Origin of the sequence: Syntrophobotulus glycolicus DSM 8271 (assembly GCF_000190635.1) — a bacterium.
GTDB lineage: Bacteria > Bacillota > Desulfitobacteriia > Desulfitobacteriales > Syntrophobotulaceae > Syntrophobotulus > Syntrophobotulus glycolicus.
This window is the reverse complement of sequence record NC_015172.1, coordinates 1,905,935-1,924,604: the sequence shown is the minus strand read 5'-3', so window position 1 is coordinate 1,924,604 and position 18,670 is coordinate 1,905,935. Positions and strand designations below refer to the sequence as shown.

23 protein-coding genes are annotated in these 18,670 nt (G+C 43.7%); 20 read left to right on the top strand and 3 right to left on the bottom strand.

Translation table 11 applies throughout. The features are described 5' to 3' along the window. From SGLY_RS09440 to SGLY_RS18430, 4 genes are all read left to right on the top strand, one after another. Positions 1-993, top strand: coding sequence for a 4Fe-4S dicluster domain-containing protein (locus SGLY_RS09440; RefSeq protein WP_013625061.1), 993 nt, complete (start codon positions 1-3; stop codon positions 991-993). Further along, positions 994-1,839: an FAD/NAD(P)-binding protein gene (locus SGLY_RS09435; protein WP_013625060.1), complete on the top strand. Its 846-nt coding sequence runs from the start codon at positions 994-996 to the stop codon at positions 1,837-1,839. It abuts the gene before it with no gap. Between the two features lie 185 nt (positions 1,840-2,024). Then, positions 2,025-2,189, top strand: a complete 165-nt coding sequence (locus SGLY_RS18435; RefSeq protein WP_242823025.1) for an FAD-binding oxidoreductase — start codon at positions 2,025-2,027, stop codon at positions 2,187-2,189. An 89-nt stretch (positions 2,190-2,278) separates the two neighbouring features. Further along, entirely contained in the window at positions 2,279-2,398 is a 120-nt protein-coding gene (locus SGLY_RS18430) for an iron-sulfur cluster-binding protein (protein WP_345786546.1), read from the top strand. Between the two features lie 25 nt (positions 2,399-2,423). Here SGLY_RS18430 and SGLY_RS09425 read toward each other — a convergent pair whose 3' ends face one another. Then, positions 2,424-3,038, bottom strand: coding sequence for a DUF4825 domain-containing protein (locus SGLY_RS09425; protein WP_013625059.1), 615 nt, complete (start codon positions 3,036-3,038; stop codon positions 2,424-2,426). A 33-nt stretch (positions 3,039-3,071) separates the two neighbouring features. Continuing rightward, positions 3,072-3,506: a pyridoxamine 5'-phosphate oxidase family protein gene (locus SGLY_RS09420; RefSeq protein WP_013625058.1), complete on the bottom strand. Its 435-nt coding sequence runs from the start codon at positions 3,504-3,506 to the stop codon at positions 3,072-3,074. Positions 3,507-3,863: 357 nt separating this feature from the next. Between SGLY_RS09420 and SGLY_RS09415 the strand changes: the two genes are divergently transcribed. The 16 genes from SGLY_RS09415 (at position 3,864) to SGLY_RS09340 (ending at position 17,920) form a co-directional block, all read left to right on the top strand. Continuing rightward, on the top strand, positions 3,864-4,721 hold the full coding sequence (locus SGLY_RS09415; RefSeq protein WP_013625057.1) for a bifunctional 5,10-methylenetetrahydrofolate dehydrogenase/5,10-methenyltetrahydrofolate cyclohydrolase: 858 nt from the start codon (positions 3,864-3,866) through the stop codon (positions 4,719-4,721). Next, positions 4,718-5,347 (top strand): cyclodeaminase/cyclohydrolase family protein, encoded by a 630-nt coding sequence (locus SGLY_RS09410; RefSeq protein WP_013625056.1) that lies wholly within the window; start codon positions 4,718-4,720, stop codon positions 5,345-5,347. Before SGLY_RS09415 ends, SGLY_RS09410 begins: the two co-directional genes overlap by 4 nt. Positions 5,348-5,608: 261 nt before the next feature. Continuing rightward, positions 5,609-6,814 (top strand): exodeoxyribonuclease VII large subunit, encoded by a 1,206-nt coding sequence (gene xseA / locus SGLY_RS09405; RefSeq protein ID WP_013625055.1) that lies wholly within the window; start codon positions 5,609-5,611, stop codon positions 6,812-6,814. Positions 6,815-6,974: 160 nt separating this feature from the next. After that, positions 6,975-7,232: an exodeoxyribonuclease VII small subunit gene (gene xseB / locus SGLY_RS09400; protein WP_013625054.1), complete on the top strand. Its 258-nt coding sequence runs from the start codon at positions 6,975-6,977 to the stop codon at positions 7,230-7,232. Then, positions 7,219-8,088: a polyprenyl synthetase family protein gene (locus SGLY_RS09395; RefSeq protein ID WP_013625053.1), complete on the top strand. Its 870-nt coding sequence runs from the start codon at positions 7,219-7,221 to the stop codon at positions 8,086-8,088. Before xseB ends, SGLY_RS09395 begins: the two co-directional genes overlap by 14 nt. 78 nt (positions 8,089-8,166) lie before the next feature. Further along, on the top strand, positions 8,167-8,628 hold the full coding sequence (locus tag SGLY_RS09390; RefSeq protein WP_013625052.1) for a divergent PAP2 family protein: 462 nt from the start codon (positions 8,167-8,169) through the stop codon (positions 8,626-8,628). A gap of 27 nt (positions 8,629-8,655) precedes the next feature. Further along, entirely contained in the window at positions 8,656-10,554 is a 1,899-nt protein-coding gene (dxs, locus tag SGLY_RS09385) for a 1-deoxy-D-xylulose-5-phosphate synthase (protein WP_013625051.1), read from the top strand. Positions 10,555-10,640: 86 nt separating this feature from the next. Continuing rightward, positions 10,641-11,459, top strand: coding sequence for a TlyA family RNA methyltransferase (locus SGLY_RS09380; protein WP_013625050.1), 819 nt, complete (start codon positions 10,641-10,643; stop codon positions 11,457-11,459). 6 nt (positions 11,460-11,465) lie between these two features. Continuing rightward, entirely contained in the window at positions 11,466-12,281 is an 816-nt protein-coding gene (locus SGLY_RS09375; RefSeq protein WP_013625049.1) for an NAD(+)/NADH kinase, read from the top strand. Beyond that, positions 12,274-12,876 (top strand): tRNA 5-(aminomethyl)-2-thiouridylate-methyltransferase MnmM, encoded by a 603-nt coding sequence (gene mnmM, locus SGLY_RS09370; RefSeq protein WP_013625048.1) that lies wholly within the window; start codon positions 12,274-12,276, stop codon positions 12,874-12,876. The genes SGLY_RS09375 and mnmM overlap by 8 nt, the downstream gene beginning before the upstream one ends. Then, positions 12,854-13,306, top strand: coding sequence for an arginine repressor (gene argR / locus SGLY_RS09365; protein WP_013625047.1), 453 nt, complete (start codon positions 12,854-12,856; stop codon positions 13,304-13,306). The genes mnmM and argR overlap by 23 nt, the downstream gene beginning before the upstream one ends. An 8-nt stretch (positions 13,307-13,314) precedes the next feature. Beyond that, complete coding sequence (gene recN, locus SGLY_RS09360; RefSeq protein WP_013625046.1) at positions 13,315-14,979, top strand: DNA repair protein RecN; 1,665 nt, start codon at positions 13,315-13,317, stop codon at positions 14,977-14,979. A 178-nt stretch (positions 14,980-15,157) separates the two neighbouring features. After that, on the top strand, positions 15,158-15,868 hold the full coding sequence (locus tag SGLY_RS09355; RefSeq protein WP_013625045.1) for a glycosyltransferase family 2 protein: 711 nt from the start codon (positions 15,158-15,160) through the stop codon (positions 15,866-15,868). Between the two features lie 4 nt (positions 15,869-15,872). Beyond that, positions 15,873-16,241, top strand: a complete 369-nt coding sequence (locus tag SGLY_RS09350; RefSeq protein WP_013625044.1) for a DUF2304 domain-containing protein — start codon at positions 15,873-15,875, stop codon at positions 16,239-16,241. 35 nt (positions 16,242-16,276) lie between these two features. After that, the gene (locus SGLY_RS09345) at positions 16,277-17,569 is read left to right on the top strand and encodes a glycosyltransferase family 39 protein (RefSeq protein WP_013625043.1); all 1,293 of its coding nucleotides are present in this window, start codon (positions 16,277-16,279) and stop codon (positions 17,567-17,569) included. 3 nt (positions 17,570-17,572) lie between these two features. After that, a complete protein-coding gene (locus SGLY_RS09340) occupies positions 17,573-17,920 on the top strand; it encodes a membrane protein (protein WP_013625042.1) in 348 nt (115 codons plus the stop codon). 11 nt (positions 17,921-17,931) lie between these two features. Here SGLY_RS09340 and SGLY_RS09335 read toward each other — a convergent pair whose 3' ends face one another. Then, positions 17,932-18,624, bottom strand: coding sequence for a hypothetical protein (locus tag SGLY_RS09335; RefSeq protein ID WP_013625041.1), 693 nt, complete (start codon positions 18,622-18,624; stop codon positions 17,932-17,934). Between the last annotated feature and the right edge of the window lie 46 nt (positions 18,625-18,670).

Below are 18,670 nucleotides of genomic sequence, written 5' to 3'. Positions count from 1 at the left end.
ATGCTGGCAGTTCAAGCAGCGAAGTTAAAAGAAGTTCTCCATATTTTGAGTAAAGATTACGCGGTCCTGGTGCCTGCTAAAATAGAAGAGACATCCAAATTTGTACCCTTGCAGGAAAATACAGAGATACTGTTAAGCGAGAATGTGCGTTTTTCCCCAAAGGACGTCTTTTTTCCACAAACAGAGAACATGTATTGTTTTAAAACTAAAGATAAGTTCCTGGAAATAGAAAATATCCCGGAAGATAAACAGCCCAAACTGCTCTTTGGAGTAAGATCCTGTGATATGAAAAGCCTGGAATGTCTTGATCAGGTTTTCCTGACTAAGGGCTTTGTGGACCAATTCTATAAAGAAAAAAGAGACAATACCACAATTATTGCCTTGAATTGTGTCAAACCCGGGCAGACCTGTTTTTGCAGCTCAATGAGTGTTGATCCCCAAAAAGGTGTGAATGCCGATATTCAGGCTTATCTTTCCGGAGATGCGATTGGTCTGGAACCCCGGACTGAGAAAGGGCAAAAAGTCCTTGACCTGATTAAAGGCCAGCTTGCCGAAGAACAGATCAAGATTCCCGACGCCTTTGATTTCAAACTGAAAGTGGATGTTGAAGGAGTGCCGGAAAAGCTTAAAGGCATGTTCGAATCTCCGCTGTGGGAAGAGGTCTCCAGAAAATGTCTCAATTGCGGGGCCTGTACCTATATTTGCCCGACCTGTCACTGTTTCGATATTTCCCAAAATATTCGGGGTGAGGAAGGGATCAAGTACCGCTGCTGGGATTCCTGCATGTACGGGGAGTATACCCAGATGGCCGGCGGCCATAATCCCCGTCCCGGTAAAAAAGAAAAAGTCCGCAACAGGTTTATGCATAAGCTCAGCTATTTTCCGGAACGGTACAACATGCTTCTCTGTACCGGCTGCGGAAGATGTCTCAACGTTTGTCCGATTAACATGGATATTACCTCCATTATGAATAAGATAAAGGAGGCCGACTAAATGGGTGACTGTCATTGCAGCCATGATCATGCTCAGGAAAATGCCTTGATCCCGATCAGGGCGAAAGTGATCAATATCGTTCAGGAAACTCCTGATACCAAAACCTTTTTCATCAGTACCATGGATGACCAAAAGCCATTCGATCCCCAGCCCGGCCAATTGGGTATGCTTTCCTTGCCTAATGTGGGGGAAGGAATGTTTTCCATTACCAACAAAGGGGATAACCATATTGAAATGGCCATTAAAGCGGTTGGCGAACTGACCAATGCCCTGCATGAAATTGAGGTTGGGCAGGAAGTAGGGATCAGAGGGCCCTACGGCAACGGTTTTCCGCTGGAGCATTGTAAAGGCAAGGACCTCCTCTTTATTGGCGGCGGGATCGGCCTGGCCCCCGTGCGCAGCCTGATCATGCATTGTATCCGCAACCGGGCCGATTACGGTAAGCTGACTGTGGTCTATGGGGCCAGATCCAAAGATGATTTGACCTTTAAAGAGGACTTATTTAAGAATTGGCCTAAAGTTGAGAATATGGATTTATTTGTGACCATCGACAGAGCCGAGGAAGGCTGGGACGGCCATGTTGGTTTTGTTCCTTCTTATGTAGAAGAATTAGCCTTCAAACCTCAGGTTACCGTACTCTGCGGCCCACCGATCATGATCAAATTTACGCTGCCGACCCTGCAAAAAATCGGTTTTCCGGAACATGACATTATTACCACTCTGGAAATGCGCATGAAATGCGGTGTCGGCAAATGCGGACGCTGCAATATCGGGTCCAAATATGTCTGTCTGGATGGTCCGGTCTTTACCTTGGCAGAGCTGAAGGATCTGCCGCCTGAGTACTAAACGGTCGTCATATACGAGTTGAAGTTCAATGAAACAGCAGGGTGAGCCCTGACGAGATAAGAATAACATTGTTGACCAGGCGCAAATTTTTCGCAGTAAAAGTTTGCGCCCTTTTTTGCACAGAAGTGGTTTTTGAAAATCAGAAACTTAAGGACGGCTTCGGGAACAAACCGGGTCAATGTGCTATGCTTTCCCTGCCGGAAACAGGGGAAGCCATGATTTCCATCACATCTTCGCCGACGAAAAAAGGTTTCTTAGAATTTTGCGTGAGAAAGGTCGGGAGATTAACCAATGCGCTTCATGATTTAACTGTTGGTGAGCAATTGTTGATTCGCGGACCGTATGGGTAACCTGCGGGCCGCCAATTGTCATCAAGGGCTTATTCAAGGCCTTAGAAAATAAAGGTTATCGTGATGACGATATTGTCACAACTTTAGAAATGAGAATGTCCTGTGGTATAGGAAAATGCGGAAGGTGCAATATCGGCAGTACATACGTCTGCGTGGACGGACCGGTTTTTCATTACGCCCAGATTAAGAAGCTCCCCCCGGAGTGGTGAGGTGGAATGAAGGATAAAGCTCTTTTTACAAGGAAAATAATTTCCCAATAGATTCCTGATCGTAAGATCCGGGGGAATTCGTGGTTCTTTCCCTTAAAGGTATCTTGGCCATCAGCTCGGCCAGCTTTTCCTCACTCCCACTGTATTCACGGACATCAAACCCCATAGCATTTTCAATATCCGAGCGGCTGAAGGTGTAATAAAAGCTGTAGGAAGAAAGTTCGGAGATCTTCCAATGTCCGGCATGTGTAATTTTGTCAACATTATCAATGGTGGCAAATAATAGGACGGAATTCTTAAAAAAATCATTTTCTTCTGTCGTAATTGAGTGATTATCGACATTGTAATGGATAAGGACACCGTAAGGCTTTTCTGCGGTGCTCAATTCTACAGCTCCCCGTGTAATTCCCGAAGGCAGGGGTAATTGGTCAATCAAAGTGATTACTTTGACGTTGTTTTCCACATATTGAGTTTTGTTTTTATATAATGCCCGGGCCAGGTTTGTCGTACCGTCTGTGGCATTTTCATTCCCATGCTCTTTGAGGTTTGTCCAGAAAACGAACAGGCCGAGACAGAGAAGGGCTGTGATGATCACAACCCAAAATACCAGTTTTTTAGAGGGCTGCGGAATAATCTTCATACCAAATCCTCCTGAAAACTTTCAATGGTTTTTTTAAAGCTCAACATCAGTTTTTGGCTCAAAGTTATCGGTCATTGTCCAGGTAACAGCAACGCCGTTTGTCATGCGAAAAACAGCTAAGGTATGATAAAAATCCTGCAAATCACCGTTTTCTTTCCAATCTCTGAGAAATTTGCGGCTGGGATGTTCAAGAATTTCATCTTTGAGTTTGATGTCCTTGCTCTCCTCAAGAGTACCTCTTACTCTAACCTGAACGCCTGATTTAAAATCATTAAAGCACATTTCTGCCTTTGGACTGGCCGATATTTGGGTATATAAGTCCTTCATCGTTCCAGTATGAAAAATAATTCCTTCTTCGTCAGCCTTATACAGGAGCATCCCTCTGACTCGAGGCTGTCCATTATCTGTTGTTGCAAGAAAGAAAACCGGGTTATTGTTCATCAAATTAAAAATTTCCTGCTTGGTCATATCGCTTCCTCCTTAACAATATATCGTTTATCTTAACGAAGGTTATTGATTAATCATATCAAAATATGATTTTCTAGTCTCTGTTGAACAGTCTTTAAATTGTCATGCATCATATCACCATCGAAAAAAGAAGAATTGAACTTAAACCTTGAAATAACATTTCTACAGGACAGCACAAACTACCTCTTTTTTGTTGATTCACCCCCGATAAAGAAACGGTTTACTCCGAAGTGAACGAATTTTATTCAAAGAGAGTAGATTTTTCAAGAAAGAATAATATTTTTTGGCAAACAAACCAGAATCCTTTATAATACGTTTAAACAAATTTTCGTATATAAGGTGAAAGAGGTGCTTGAATTGGCTGAGATCCTGTATGGGAAACCAATTGCAGAAGAGATTAGAGAAGAGATTAAAAAAGAAGTGCTGGATTGGCAGGAAAAAGGGATAACTCCTAAAATAGCGATTTTATTGGTTGGCAGCGACCCGGCTTCTGTCCATTATGCCAACAGCAAATGCAAGGCCTGTCAAAACCTTGGTTTTGAACATGAAATGATTCATTTGCCTGAGAATAGTAAGGAAAGCTCAATTCTTGAGATCATCAATAAACTAAACAAAGACAGCAGTATTCATGGTGTCATGGTGGAGCTTCCTCTGCCCAAACATCTGGATACGAGAAAAATTACGGAGTCTGTGGCTCCGGTCAAAGATGTGGACGGAGTGCATCCGACTAACCGGGGGTTGATCATGAGCGGCGGCCAAGGGCTGTTCCCGGCTACTCCTCAAAGCTGCCTTGAATTGCTCCTGCGCTCCGGGGTGGAAATCAGAGGCAAACATGTTGTGATCGTGGGCAGGGGGGATACTGTCGGAAGACCATTGGTCTTCATGATCCTGAAGTATGATGCGACAGTCACCATCTGTCATTCCAAGACCCAGGATATGGCCAGTCATACTAAACAGGCGGATATTTTGATCGTTGCCGCGGGCAGAGCGGGCCTGATCACTGCGGATATGGTCAAGAAAGGCGCGGTGGTGATCGATGCCGGAATTAATGAGGTTGATGGCAAACTGCGCGGAGATGTGGATTTTGAAGGCGTTCAAGAGGTTGCTTCCCTGATTTCTCCTGTTCCGGGGGGAGTAGGCGTTTTGACGACAGCATTATTGTTGAGAAATGTGCTGAAGGGAATTGCCATTCAACAGGAGGAACAGGGAAAATGAGTACAGCATTGAATTGGACTATCGAAGAATTTTTGAAGCAAGCGGCAAGTTCCGCACCGACACCGGGCGGGGGAAGTGTCGGTGCTTATGTGGGTGCCTTAGGGGCTTCTATGGTCTCTATGGTGGCCAACCTGACCATAGGCAAAGAAAAATACAGGGAATTTGAGCCTGAAGTAATGCTCATTCTGGAGGAAGCTGAACAAAGCCTTTCCATTCTGAAAGACTGCATGGCTGAGGATATGGATGTCTTTGGGCAGTTTACGGCTGTTTATAAACTACCCAAAGACACTGATGAGGAAAAGCTGGCCCGGAGCAGCAAAATCCAGGAGGTGTTGGTCAGCGCCACTGAGGTGCCGATGAAGACAGCCAGGGAGGCTCTGAAAATTATGCACCTGGCGGCCAGATTGGCCCCTCTCGGCAATAAAACGGCCATCAGTGATATCGGGGTTGCTGTATATCTGGCGGACTCCGCAATTCAATCCGCTTTGCTGAGTGTCGATATCAATCTGCCCCAAATCAAAGACCAAGCCTATACGGATCAGATCAATGTCGAGAAAAGACAAATTCTTTTCACTGCCAGGTCATTGTGCAAAGAGACCATTCCTGTCGTGGAGAAAAGACTGTGAAAACAGGTTAACCGATCACCCGCCGACAGGACAAAAGAATAAGCCTCACTTTTAGAAAACGAGGTGCTGGGCTTATTTTTTTATGCAGCCCTGTATTCTAGGCTCCAGGGGATTTGAAAACAGGATCTCCGCTATCCGAAACAGAATGTCCCGGTATCAGTAGTGGGTTTAGCTCTTGTTTTATGATAAAATAATACGTAAAATGCCAATGACCACCATAAACAATCAATAATGGGAATAAATCTGGGGTTGGAGACGATAATGCCGCAAGTACTTAGTGTTACGGAATTAAATAATGAGATCAGCAGTGTCCTGCGCAGGGACTACTTGTTGCAGAATTGCTGGGTAAAGGGTGAAATATCCAATTTTAAGCGGCATTCTCCTTCCGGTCACTGTTATTTTTCCGTGAAGGATGAAAAATGCAGTTTAAGAGCGGTAATGTTCCGGACGGCGGCGAGTCTTTTGACCTTCAGCCCGGAAAACGGCCTGAGTGTGATGCTGAGAGGGAATGTCCGTTTCTATGAGAAGGACGGAAACATTCAAATCTATGTTGAAGAGATTTTGCCCAGTGGTTTGGGCGCGATGTATCTGGCCTTTGAACAGTTAAAGAGAAAGCTGGAAGCTGAAGGTTTTTTCGCCGCGTCAAGGAAAAGGGCGATTCCAAAATATCCGGCCAGGATCGCTATTGTGACCAGCGCAACCGGTGCCGCGATCAGGGATATGATGAATGTCACAAAAAGAAGAAACCCTTATATCGCTCTGCTTCTTGCCCCGGCAACCGTTCAGGGAGAAACGGCTCCCCTGGAAATTGCCCAAGCGATTGGGAGGATCAATCAACACGGGGATTCAGATGTGATCATCGTCGGCCGCGGGGGAGGCTCTCTTGAGGAGCTCTGGGCATTTAATACGGAAATTGTGGCCAGGGCAATTTTCAATTCCAAAATTCCGGTCATTTCAGCCGTCGGACATGAGGTTGATTTTACAATTGCTGATTTTGTTGCGGATATGCGCGCCCCGACTCCTTCGGCGGCTGCGGAGCTGGCCGTACCCCTTTATGAGGAAATGAAAAAATCTTTGGCTTTAAATCAAGACAAGCTGGAAAAACTATTCGGGAGACAGCTTGAGACAAAGCGGACCCGATTGCGGGAACTGAAGTCCGAAGCGGTTTTAGCCCAGCCCTTCTGGAGAATGAATAATCTGCGTCAGGACTTGGATATGCGTACGGAGAGGCTGCAAAAAGGGATTACTGGATTTCTGTCTGAAAAAAATGATATACTTAAGTTTACCGGCCAACGCTTAAATCTATTAAGTCCTCTGGCTGTCCTGTCCAGAGGATATGCAATCGCGCAGGATGATCAGGGCGGGCTTGTCAAATCAATCGAACAAATTTCCGCCGCCAAAGAATTGTTTGTCAGGCTTATTGACGGAATCGCGGAATGTGAAGTCAAAAAAATCCAAAGACATTAAGCCTATGCGGGACAAAGCATTCCATGAGAATAAAATTTAAAAAGGAAAAACAAGTTCAGAAAACAATTGGTAAAAGAGATTGAAAAGATCTGAATAAACTTTTTACAGCTCAATCACTCTCATTAAAATTGATAAAAACAGGTAATGCAGGTAAAGAATTATGGCGAAACAAAAACGCGGGATTTCCTATGAAGACGGTCTTGAAAAACTCGAAATCATTATAAACGCTCTGGAAAAAAATGAGATTCCTCTGGACCAGGCTCTAGCCTTATTTCAGGAAGGGATAGGACTTGTTCATCACTGCAACGGTCTTCTCGACCAGGCAGAACAGAAAATGAAGGTTTTGTTGCAGAGTGCGGATCAAATGATCATTGAAGATTTTAATCAGACTGAGGATGATATTAATGTTTCAAAATAAATACAGCTATTTTACAGGGCTGATTGAAGATTTTCTGCAAAAGCTTCCATGGAAGGCCAATGATGTTTTGTCCGAGAGCATGGCTTATACTCTGATGGCCGGAGGAAAACGAGTCCGGCCCGTTTTGGCTCTTGCCGCGGCTGAGATTGTCGGGGGTGCTCCCGAAGTTGTCATTCCCTGTGCTTGCGGGCTGGAAATGATTCATACCTATTCCCTAATCCATGATGATCTGCCAGCTCTCGATAATGACGACTACCGCAGGGGAAGGCCCACAAACCACAAAGTGTTCGGAGAGGCCACGGCCTTATTGGCCGGGGATGGTTTGCTGACTTACGGTTTTCAATTATTGGCATCAGATGTCCCTGTCCCGCTTGAACGGCAGATAAAAGTGATACGGGAAACCGCTGAAGCCGTTGGCTGGCAGGGTATGGTCAGGGGACAGGTCTTAGACACTCTGGGGGAAAAAGGAGAGCTTAGCGTCTCTCAAATTACCAATATTCATCACCTGAAAACAGGGGCCCTCCTTACTGCTTCCGTACGTTTAGGCGCAATTCTGGGGGGCGGTTTGGAAGAGGAAATCAGACAGCTTTCCATCTATGCGGCTGCATTGGGCCTTGCCTTTCAAATTAAGGACGACATTCTGGATATTGAAGGTACGGAGGATGCTTTAGGCAAGCCGGTAGGCAGCGATCTCAAACTCCAGAAATCAACTTATCCGTCTATTTTGGGGATGGACGGGGCAAAAATACAGCTAAAACAAAAAATCATTGAAGCGAAGACTGCGCTTGAAAAATTTGAGGAAAAAGCAGAATTCCTTCTATGCTTTGCTGATTATATAGAGACGCGTAATCATTAATAAAGAAGAACGAAATAGCGGACTGTAATCGTTCCAAGACGGATCGTTATCGTATAGGATTTGGAGTAATGACAAAAAATGGAGTTTTTTTTATCTTTTCTTGCCAATAAAGTAATGTTGATTTCTCTTCTGGCTTGGTTTATTGCTCAGCTGGCTAAAGTTATGATGAATTTCTTGATTGAACGGAAAATTGATTTCAGGCTCATATTCAGCTCAGGTGGTTTTCCGAGCTCTCATACGGCTATCGTCTGTGCTCTGGCAATCAGTATCGGGAAAATATATGGATGGGATACACCTTCTTTCGCTATTGCGGTGGTCTTGGCGGTAATCGTCATGTATGATGCAACCGGAGTCCGAAGAGCGGCAGGCAAACATGCCATGGCCATCAATAACCTGGTGGAAAAACTCAGCCAGAATCAAAAATTCGATCGTTTCGGTCAAAACGTTCAACAGGAGAGGTTAAAAGAATTAATTGGGCATACGCCATTTGAAGTGTTTGGCGGGGCTTTGGTTGGAATTCTTGTCAGTTTATTTTGCTAGGGGGAAGGTACAGTGAGGTTTCTTGATATGCTTGATACACCTGATCAAATAAAAGAGCTCAGTCTTGAACAATTAAAGATTTTATCTGAAGAAATCAGACAGGAAATGATCAATGTTGTTTCAGAAAATGGGGGCCACCTGGCCTCAAATCTGGGTGTTGTTGAGCTGACCATTGCCCTGCATCGGGTCTTAACCATACCTGAAGATAAAATCATCTGGGATGTCGGACACCAGACTTACATTCATAAACTGCTGACTTCGAGAAGAGAAGAATTTAAAACTCTGCGGCAGCATAAAGGTCTGTCCGGTTTTCCCAAAAGAAGCGAAAGCTCCTGCGACTGTTTTGATACAGGGCATTCCAGCACCTCAATATCGGCGGCGGTCGGCTATGCCAAAGCAAGGGACATTCAAAATGAAAAATATCGTGTTGTCGCGGTTATCGGCGACGGGGCAATGAGCGGCGGTATGGCTTTTGAAGCGCTAAACCATGCCGGTAATTGTAAAACCAATCTGATCGTCGTCTTAAATGATAATGATATGTTTATCTCCCAAAATGTCGGGGCAATGTCCTCTTACCTGAACAGAATCCGAACAGCGCCTGCTTATGATCGAAAAAAGGAAGATATTCAGAAGTTCCTGAAAAACATTCCCAAGATCGGGAATGCCGTAGCCAAAGCGGCGGAGAAGGCGAAAGACGGGATTAAATATATGCTTGTTCCCGGTATGCTCTTTGAAGAGCTGGGATTGACCTACCTGGGACCGGTTGATGGCCATGATATCGCTTCTCTGGAAAAGGTGTTGACACAAGCGAAAAAAAAGAAGGGGCCGGTTTTAGTTCACGTCCTGACCTGTAAAGGCAAAGGATATGAGCCGGCCAGACAAAACCCGGATATTTTTCATGGCATAGGTCCTTTTAACAAAGAAAATGGGGAATTAAAGAAAAAATCTGATATTCCTACATATACCCAGGTCTTTGGGAAAACAGTCTGTGAACTGGCAGACAAAGATGAAAAAATTGTTGCCGTTACAGCAGCGATGGGGAGCGGAACGGGCCTGAGCCATTTCGGAAAGTTGTTCCCTAAACGCTATTTTGATGTCGGAATTGCTGAGCAGCATGCCGTAACATTTGCGGCAGCCCTAGCTTTCGGCGGCTTAAAACCGATTGTTTCGATGTATTCCACATTCTATCAGAGAGCATATGACCAGGTTATCCATGATGTTTGCCTGCAAAAGGCCAAGGTTATTTTTGCAGTGGACAGAGCGGGAATTGTCGGGGAGGATGGCCCAACTCATCATGGTGTTTTTGATCTTTCCTTTCTCAGAGCCATTCCCAATCTTACCATCATGGCCCCTAAAGATGAGCAGGAACTCAGGGATATGTTCTATACGGCCCTGTCCTTTGACAATCCTGTTGCCATCCGCTATCCGAGAGCATCCGGTGTCGGGGTACCGATAAAAAAGGAGTTTTCCCTTATTGAAAAGGGCAAAGCCGAGCTTCTCCTGAAAGGTGAGGACCTGACCATCATAGGTTTTGGCCATGTTGTGAACATGTGTCTGGAGGCCGCTTATAAGCTGAGAATGATGGGGATTAATGCCGGAGTAGTCAATTTAAGATTTATTAACCCTCTGGATAAAGAATTGATCATAGAACAAGGTAAGCTTACCGGTAAGATCTTGACCGTTGAAGACCATATCTTAAATGGTGGCATGGGAAGTGCCGTTCTGGAGCTGCTTCATGACGAAAACCTGGGAGAGGTGCGGGTAGGCCGGATCGGCTACAGAGGATATGTGGAACACGGTCCTATCCCACTATTGCATAAAGAACATGGGATCAGCATGGAGAACATCATTGTTCGGGCCACAGCATTGGTTCATGAACAGGAAGCGGAAAATCAAACACATATAGTCAAGGAACATATCCACTGAAAATCTATCTGCCTGGGGAACGAGATCCCTGGAAAACGGCGAATGAAGCAAAAGCGTATATTTTTCTGAGTTTGGAAGGGAAAATTGTGTCAAAAGAAAAAAGCAGACTGGATACCCTGATTTTTAAAAAAGGCCTGGTTGAAAGCCGGGAAAAAGCTAAAGCTCTGATTATGGAGGGTAAGGTATATTGCGGTTCTCAGAGAATGGATAAACCGGGAACAATCGTTCCTGAGGAAATCCTGATTGAGATCAGAGGGGAAAAGCTTGGTTTTGTTTCGCGCGGCGGTTTGAAACTGGCCAAAGCAGTAGAGGTTTTCGGACTGGATTTTAATGATAAGGTTGTCGCCGATATTGGGGCTTCGACAGGCGGTTTTACGGATTGTGCTCTGCAAAACGGAGCCGCCAGAGTATATGCCATTGATGTAGGTTATGGCCAGTTGGATTGGAAGCTCCGCAGTGACCCCCGGGTTGTCTGTATGGAAAGGACCAATGCCCGCTATCTCCATCAGGATCATTTTCCGGAAAAGGTTGATTGGGTGGTCTGTGACGTCGCTTTTATTTCTGTCATAAAGTTATTTCCCGCCATTGAGGCAATTTTAAAAGAAAACGGACAGGCACTTCTTCTGATTAAACCGCAGTTTGAGGCCGGACCGGAAAAGGTAGGGAAAAAAGGAGTGGTAAAGGATCCGGTTGTTCAGCGGGAAGTTATCGAAAAAGTCCTTGGTGAGGCAGAGCAAAGGGGATTTAATCTGCTGGGAATAGAGTATTCCCCGATCAGAGGACCGGAAGGGAATATTGAATTTTTGGCCTGGTTGACCAGGGGAACCTTTGAACAAAATAGTCCGGGCAATTGGCTGGAAACCATCGAAGGATTAGTCAATCAGGCCTGGATAGAAACGGAGTGAAAACGGATGGGCAAAAAAGCGGGGCTATGGATTAATCGGAGCAAACTGGATGCCGAAATTCTGATTCCTCAGTTAATCAACTGGTTTAATGCCCATGATTGGGAATGTGTAATTGATTGGAACCAGCAGAAAGATGAGCATGTAGAATTCATTGTTTCCCTTGGGGGGGACGGAACGGTTCTGGAATCGGCCCGGGAAGCGGCTCCATATCAAATCCCCGTTCTAGGAGTCAATTACGGCAAGCTTGGTTTTCTCTGCGAAGTAGAAAAGAATGATTTGTACACATCCTTGCAAAAGGTATTGGCCAAAAAATATGTTGTGGAAGAACGGCTTATGCTTTCATCCTTTTTGGTAAGAAAAGATGAAAAGATGGAATTTACTGTTCTCAATGATGTCGTATTTTTACGTGAGAACAGAGATGCGCTGGTTACCTTACAAGTCAAGCTGTCCAATGAGCCTATAGCCAGTCCTCCTTCTGACGGTCTGATTATCGCAACCTCAACAGGTTCGACAGCCTATTCTTTGTCTGCGGGGGGGCCGGTTGTCAGTCCGGAGGTTGAGGCCATCCTGATCACTCCACTGGCTGCCCACGCCTTGTCTTCAAGGCCAATGGTTGTTTCCCATCATGAAAAAATAGATGTTATCCTGACAAGCGGTCACGAATGTCATCTGACTTTTGACGGAAAACATTCTATCCAGATGTACCCGGGAGAAACGTTAGGGATCACAACATCCCCTCTTAAAGCCAGGCTAATCAGATTAGGGGGCCGTCCCTTTGCCAGGATTGTCCGGGAAAAGCTCAGGGACCGCTGGCATGAGTAATCGAGGGCTGGAAAATATTCAGCATCTTCCCAAAATTTTTTTAAGCAGCATGATCAGCGAAGGGGACCTCGTCCTGGATTGTACTGCCGGTCTGGGAAGAGATACACTTTTTCTGGCCCGGTTAGTGGGTCCCCGGGGCAAAGTCTATGCTTTTGATATCCAGGATAAAGCCGTTGAGGCGACCAAGAAACTCCTTCAGGATGAAGGCCTGCTCAAACGGGTAGAAGTTTTGCAGGCTGATCACGCGGATTTGAGAGAATGGATTAAAACAGAGATTAAAGCAGCCGTATTTAATTTGGGATTCTTACCCGGAAGCGACCATCAGACTGTAACCAATGCTGAATCAACAATTGAGGCCATCAAAGGTTGTCTGGAGCTCCTGGCTGTTAAAGGAGCAGTCTCTATCACAGTCTACCGGGGGCATAGGGGCGGAGAAGAGGAAGCTGCGGCTTTGAATGTTTTTACCGCTTCCCTTCCGGGGAAAGTCTATAGTGTTTTGCAAGGGACCCACACCAATCAAAAAGCAGATTCGCCTTACTGGATCATGATTCAGAAAAACAGGAGGATTAGAGATGAAAACCAGACGGCAGGCTAAAATACAAGAATTAATCACCAATGAGTTGATCAGGACTCAGGAAGAACTTGCAGAAAGACTGACACAGGAAGGTTTTCAGGTTACACAGGCAACGATTTCCCGCGATATCAAGGAGATGGGCCTGGTTAAAATACCGATAAATAATGAAGATTACCGCTACTCAGTTTCAGGAGAGGTTCATCCCACCAGCTATCATGACCGTTTGAAAAGGATGTTCAAGGAAGTCGTCACGGCATATGATTTCAGTGAAAACCTGGTGGTGGTCAGGACGATTCCCGGGAATGCACAGGCTCTGGCCTTACTGCTGGATAATGTAAACTGGAAAGAAATCATTGGTTCTGTAGCCGGGGATGACACGATTATTTTGGTTGTCAAACCAATAGAGAACATAACAGAAATCATGGACCGTCTTACTAAGCTCCAAAAGTAGGTGGAAAAATGCTGATTGAATTTAGAATTGAAAATTTTGGACTGATGGATCAGATCAGCCTGAATCTGGAATCAGGCCTTACCGCATTCACGGGAGAAACAGGAGCCGGAAAATCTATGCTGGTGGATGCCCTGGGCGTCTTGTTAGGGGGAAGGGCAACCACGGATTATATACGGCATGGATTGGAAAAGGCCAGTGTCGAGGGAATTTTCAGCAATATCCCTGAAAGTACAGCTGAAATGCTGATTGATGAAGGATACCCGCTTGATGACGGTTTATTGTTTTTAGCGCGGGAGATCAGCAACCAGGGAAGAAATCTGTGCAGAGTACAGGGCCGGATCGTGCCGCTTACTCTCTATAAAACCTTTTGTCAGGGCTTGGTGGATATCCATGGGCAGATGGAGCATCAGTCTTTGTTGAGAAATGATTCTCATATGGAGCTGCTGGACAAATTCGGTGGGGAAGAACATCTTTCTTCAGTGAAAAAGGTAAAAGAAGCAGCCCAAAAGTATAAAAGTATTCTTAGTCAGGAGAGAGAACTGCTGCGTTCTGAAAGGGATCTGGAAAAGCGGGCGGAACTTTTGCGTTTCCAAATCGAGGAAATCGACAAGGTCGATCCTAAACCAGGCGAAGATCAGGAACTGGAACAGGAAAAAAAATTCCTGCAAAATGCTGAAAAAATCATTAATCTTGCCGTTGGAGCCTATGAGAAACTGTACAGCTCCAAAAATGGCAGCTCCTCCTTTGACCTTTTGGGGGCAGCGAATAAGAATCTTCAGGAATTGTCCTTGCTTGACCCACAATGTCAGGAAATCTCCGGTCAGCTGGATTCCATCTATTATAATCTGGAGGATCTGATCAATCAGCTGAGGAATTATCAGGATCAGCTGGATTTTGAACAAGGAAAGCTGGAATATCTTGAAGACAGGCTTTTTGAGCTGCACAAGCTGAGAAAATATGGTTTGGATATTGAGAGCGTACTTGACAGCAAAGATAAGATGCAAGCAGAACTGGATGAGCTGATGAAAATCCAGGATGATAAAAAGAATATGCTGCGGGAAAAGAAGGATGCTCTTCAGGATTATAATGATCTGGCCGAAACCTTAACTCTTTACAGGGGTATGCAAGCCGATAAAATCGAAAAAGGGCTTGCCAGGGAACTGGCCGACCTAGGGATGGAAAACGCCAGAATAGAAGTCATTTTCACCCCGGTAACCGAACCTGCTTTAGAGGGTGCGGAGGAAATCGAATTTTATTTTTCGGCAAATTACGGAGAACCGCCCAAACAGTTGGCTAAAGTCGCTTCCGGCGGAGAGATGGCCCGTTTGATGCTGGCCTTTAAAAGTCTGATGTCCAAGGTAGAAACGGTTGACACGTTTATCTTTGATGAAGTTGACAGCGGTGTAGGAGGCAGAACAATTCAAAAGGTAGCTGAAAAGCTTTCGGCAATCGCCCAAGCCAGACAGGTGATCTGTATTACGCATTCGGCCTTGCTGGCAAGTGCGGCCCAAAAACAATATGCCCTGAGTAAAATGGTCCTCGATGGACGTACGGTCACGCAAGTGAGCTTGCTCAATGAAGAGCAGAGAGTAAAAGAGTTTGCCAGAATGCTTGGCGGGGAAGAGATCGCAATAAATCTCGCCGATGAATTGCGTAAACAGAATAAGCTATAGCCGGTGTTTCTCAATTAATGCTAACACTTATTATCTATTTTGTAGTAAAATAGAAATAATGACAGGAATTTCAGAATGATCACTGGATGTGTAACCCCTGTACATTGAAAAAAAAGAACAGATTTCCTCCAAAATGAATCTGAGTTGATCTTATCTGACAAAATGGAGAGGTGTCAATTTGAGAACGCTAATCATTATTCCTGCCTATAATGAGGAAAAATCAATAGCCGGTGTCCTAGAACGGGTTTTTCAATGTCTGCCTGAAAGTGAAATTATCGTGATTAATGACGGGTCTAAGGATAATACTGATTTAAGAGCGGCCGCTTCCGGAGCAAGAGTGATTAATTTGCCTTTTAATCTCGGTATTGGAGGAGCAATGCAAACCGGTTTTTTATATGCCAAACAGCATGATTATGATATCGCTATTCAAATTGACGGGGATGGTCAGCATAATCCCGAATATGTGGAGAAACTTATCGGACCGATAGCAGCCGGCCGGGCCGACATGGTTATCGGTTCAAGATTTGTTAACCGCACCCAGTATAAGTCCTCATTATTTCGAAAAATGGGAATCACCTTTTTTTCAGGTCTGGTCAGTTTCTTGATCAAACAAAAGATTACGGATACGACTTCAGGATTTAGAGCCGTCAATAAAAAAGTCATTCATTATTTTTCCGAATCTTATCCAACCGACTATCCGGAAGTTGATGTTTTGATCAAGCTATATAAAAACAGGTTCAGAATGATGGAAGTACCTGTGGAAATGAATCAGAGATTAAACGGCAAATCCTCCATCACGCCTATCCGGTCAATCTATTATATGCTGAAAGTAAGTCTATCGATATTTTTAGAATTGATCCGAACGAATGAAAAGGTCGAGGTAAATTAGTGCGATGTTTCTTGAGAATATCAATGTTTACACTATCTCAATCATATTCAGCATAATTTTCCTGGTTTTGGTCGTCAGACTGGTCAATAAAAAAAAATTACAGGAAAAATACTCCTTAATATGGATCATCACGAGCACAACGATCCTGATCTTATCAAGTACTCCCAATATCATAAATAAAATCTCATTATGGCTGGGGATTAAAAACCCTCCATCTTTTTTATTTCTTTTTGGCTTGATTTCTGTGATTGTTTATAATCTTTATCTGACCGTATTAATTTCCAAACAAGCGGAGAAAATAACCAGATTATCTCAGGAGATTGCTTTGATCAAACAAGAGATCGGTCAGTCGCGTTTATTTTCCAAACGCTAACATGAATTTTTTCCATTGATGTTCAAGAGGTAAACATGTTCAATTTAAAAGATGAAAAAATGTGGATAAAGCTTTGTCTGCTTTTCACGGCAGGGATCGTTTTTGCTGTATCCTTATCTATGATTTTTCGTTACGGCAATTATTTTTTACTTGGTGATATCAATACATTGGATAATAATGACGATGTCAAATATCTGCGCAGTGCTTTACTCTTTCTGGAGAAAGGGACGCTTGTTTACGGGCGTGTTGATCAGCCGACAGTTTTTATTATGCCCGGAATTACTTATATCTTAGCCTTTTTTATGAAGTTGCTGGGATTTTCTCATGGAATTATCGGGTTTAGAATATTTCAGGCGGTTTTACACTTTTTAGGTCTGTTTATTTTCTTCTTTCTCATCAGGGATGTTTTTAACAACAGCAAAATCGCACTTTTGGCTTGTGTCATAGAAGGAGCCTATATTCCGAATATTTCTAATACAGGGTTAATCCTGACAGAAGAGATATTTAAGTTTTTGCTTTACTTGCTTTTATATTTCACTTTATGGGCAGTGAAAGAAAAGAAGGCAAAATATTATATGGGGGGAGGGGTGATTTTAGGATTAGCGTGTCTGTTTCGACCGACAATTGCCCTTTTTCCCGTTCTGGTTTTATTGATGTGGGTGCTTTACCGGTACCGTATACAGGAGATGATCAAATACACATTGATCACTTTAACAGTTATTACAGCTGTCATGGCGCCATGGTGGATAAGAAACTATCTGGAGTTTGATCGCTTTATTCCTTTGACCGAATCATCAGGCAATCCGTTTTTACAAGGGACATATATCAATTACGATCAATCAAAGGATTACATGAGCTATCGGGTTGAAAACAACGAAATAAAGATGAATGAGACAGAGTTCGCGACAGGAATTGAGAGACTAAAACTGTATTTCCCCGACCAAAAAAAGGACTATCTCTATTGGTATACTGTAGGAAAAACCTATCGCAATTGGAATTATCCTTATTATGACAGGCCGATACTGAATGTTTCCCATAAAGCGGTCAGTCAATACCACCGAATCATTGTTCTTTTGGGACTGCTGGGCGTGATTAGTGCTCTTGTGAAAAACAAAACGAACTTTTATCCTCTGATGATGTTCCTGATCATTTTATACTTTAATACCATTCACTTAATTTACTTTGCTTTCCCGCGCTATATGTATCCGATTATGGGATTGGTTATCGCTTTTGCTGCCTTTCAGCTTTTTGAATTTTATCTATTCTTCAGGCAATTCGTACCAAAGTTTAAAAATAAAATTGATTATCATCATATCACAAGAGGTTAAATCATGAAGTTTTTACTCATTCTCCTGAATATCATATTGCTGGTCAGCGGTCAAACCTTATGGAAATTGGGACTAAGATCAGAAGAGATCACGTTCAGCCTGCAATCTATCGTAAAGTGTTTTTTTAATCCTTACATTATTTCCGGGCTGGTACTCTACGTCATTGCTACAGGGATCTGGCTATACTTATTATCAAAAATGGAATTCTCTTTGCTTTACCCTCTCCAAAGTCTGTGTTATGTCGGCGGAGCTTTGGTTGCATTTTTTATCTTTAAGGAACACCTGCCTGCGACCAGAATGGTTGGTATTTTTGTGATCTTGATCGGAGCATATTTAGTCTCTTTAAAATAATCCGACGGCTGTTAATCAATACTAATCCGGATATTGCTGATATAAAGCTCTAAAGGAACTTCAAACTGGGAATTAACGCCAATGATGATCCAGAAGGACCCTTCACCGTCCGTTTTCACCGTTGACTGGTAATGAAAAGGTTTTAATTCAAAGCTCATATCCGAAGAACTACTTTTGGCGATATTTCCGATGCTTTCCAGATTTTCAATATATTCATTGCTTAGATTACCGATCAAGGGATGCTGCGTACTTGTGACAATGCCAGGCTTAGCGTTGGGAAAACCAGCTTTGACAAAAATAGTCTGCCCGGGAGTCCCTCCGTATTCTTGCAGATTTGCAGGCATACTTGTGGCGAGATCAAAAGTTAAAGCGACGGAATATACACTATCAGGTTCGAGCTTAAACGAATCAATTTTTTTCAGCACATACATAAAAATCGAATTGCGATAACTGTCCGCTCTCAGCAAGAGAGCTTTTTTCTTCTGATCAGGCAGGGGAATTGCCGCATTTTTAAATTCCAGACTTGAATGATTTTCGGCTGAAACGGGAAGGGTTAAGTTCGCGGAAAAATATCCGGACCAGCCCTCGGTATCTTTTTCAAAAGAATGAGTAAGGCTCTGTTTTTGATTTTCAGCGGCCTTGCCGCAGCCCAATAAAAAGCAATTGAATACGATAAGAATGATGATTAAAGATTTATTTCTCAACTTTTTATTCCTCACAATATAAAGCATTAAAACCCAAAAGACTGAT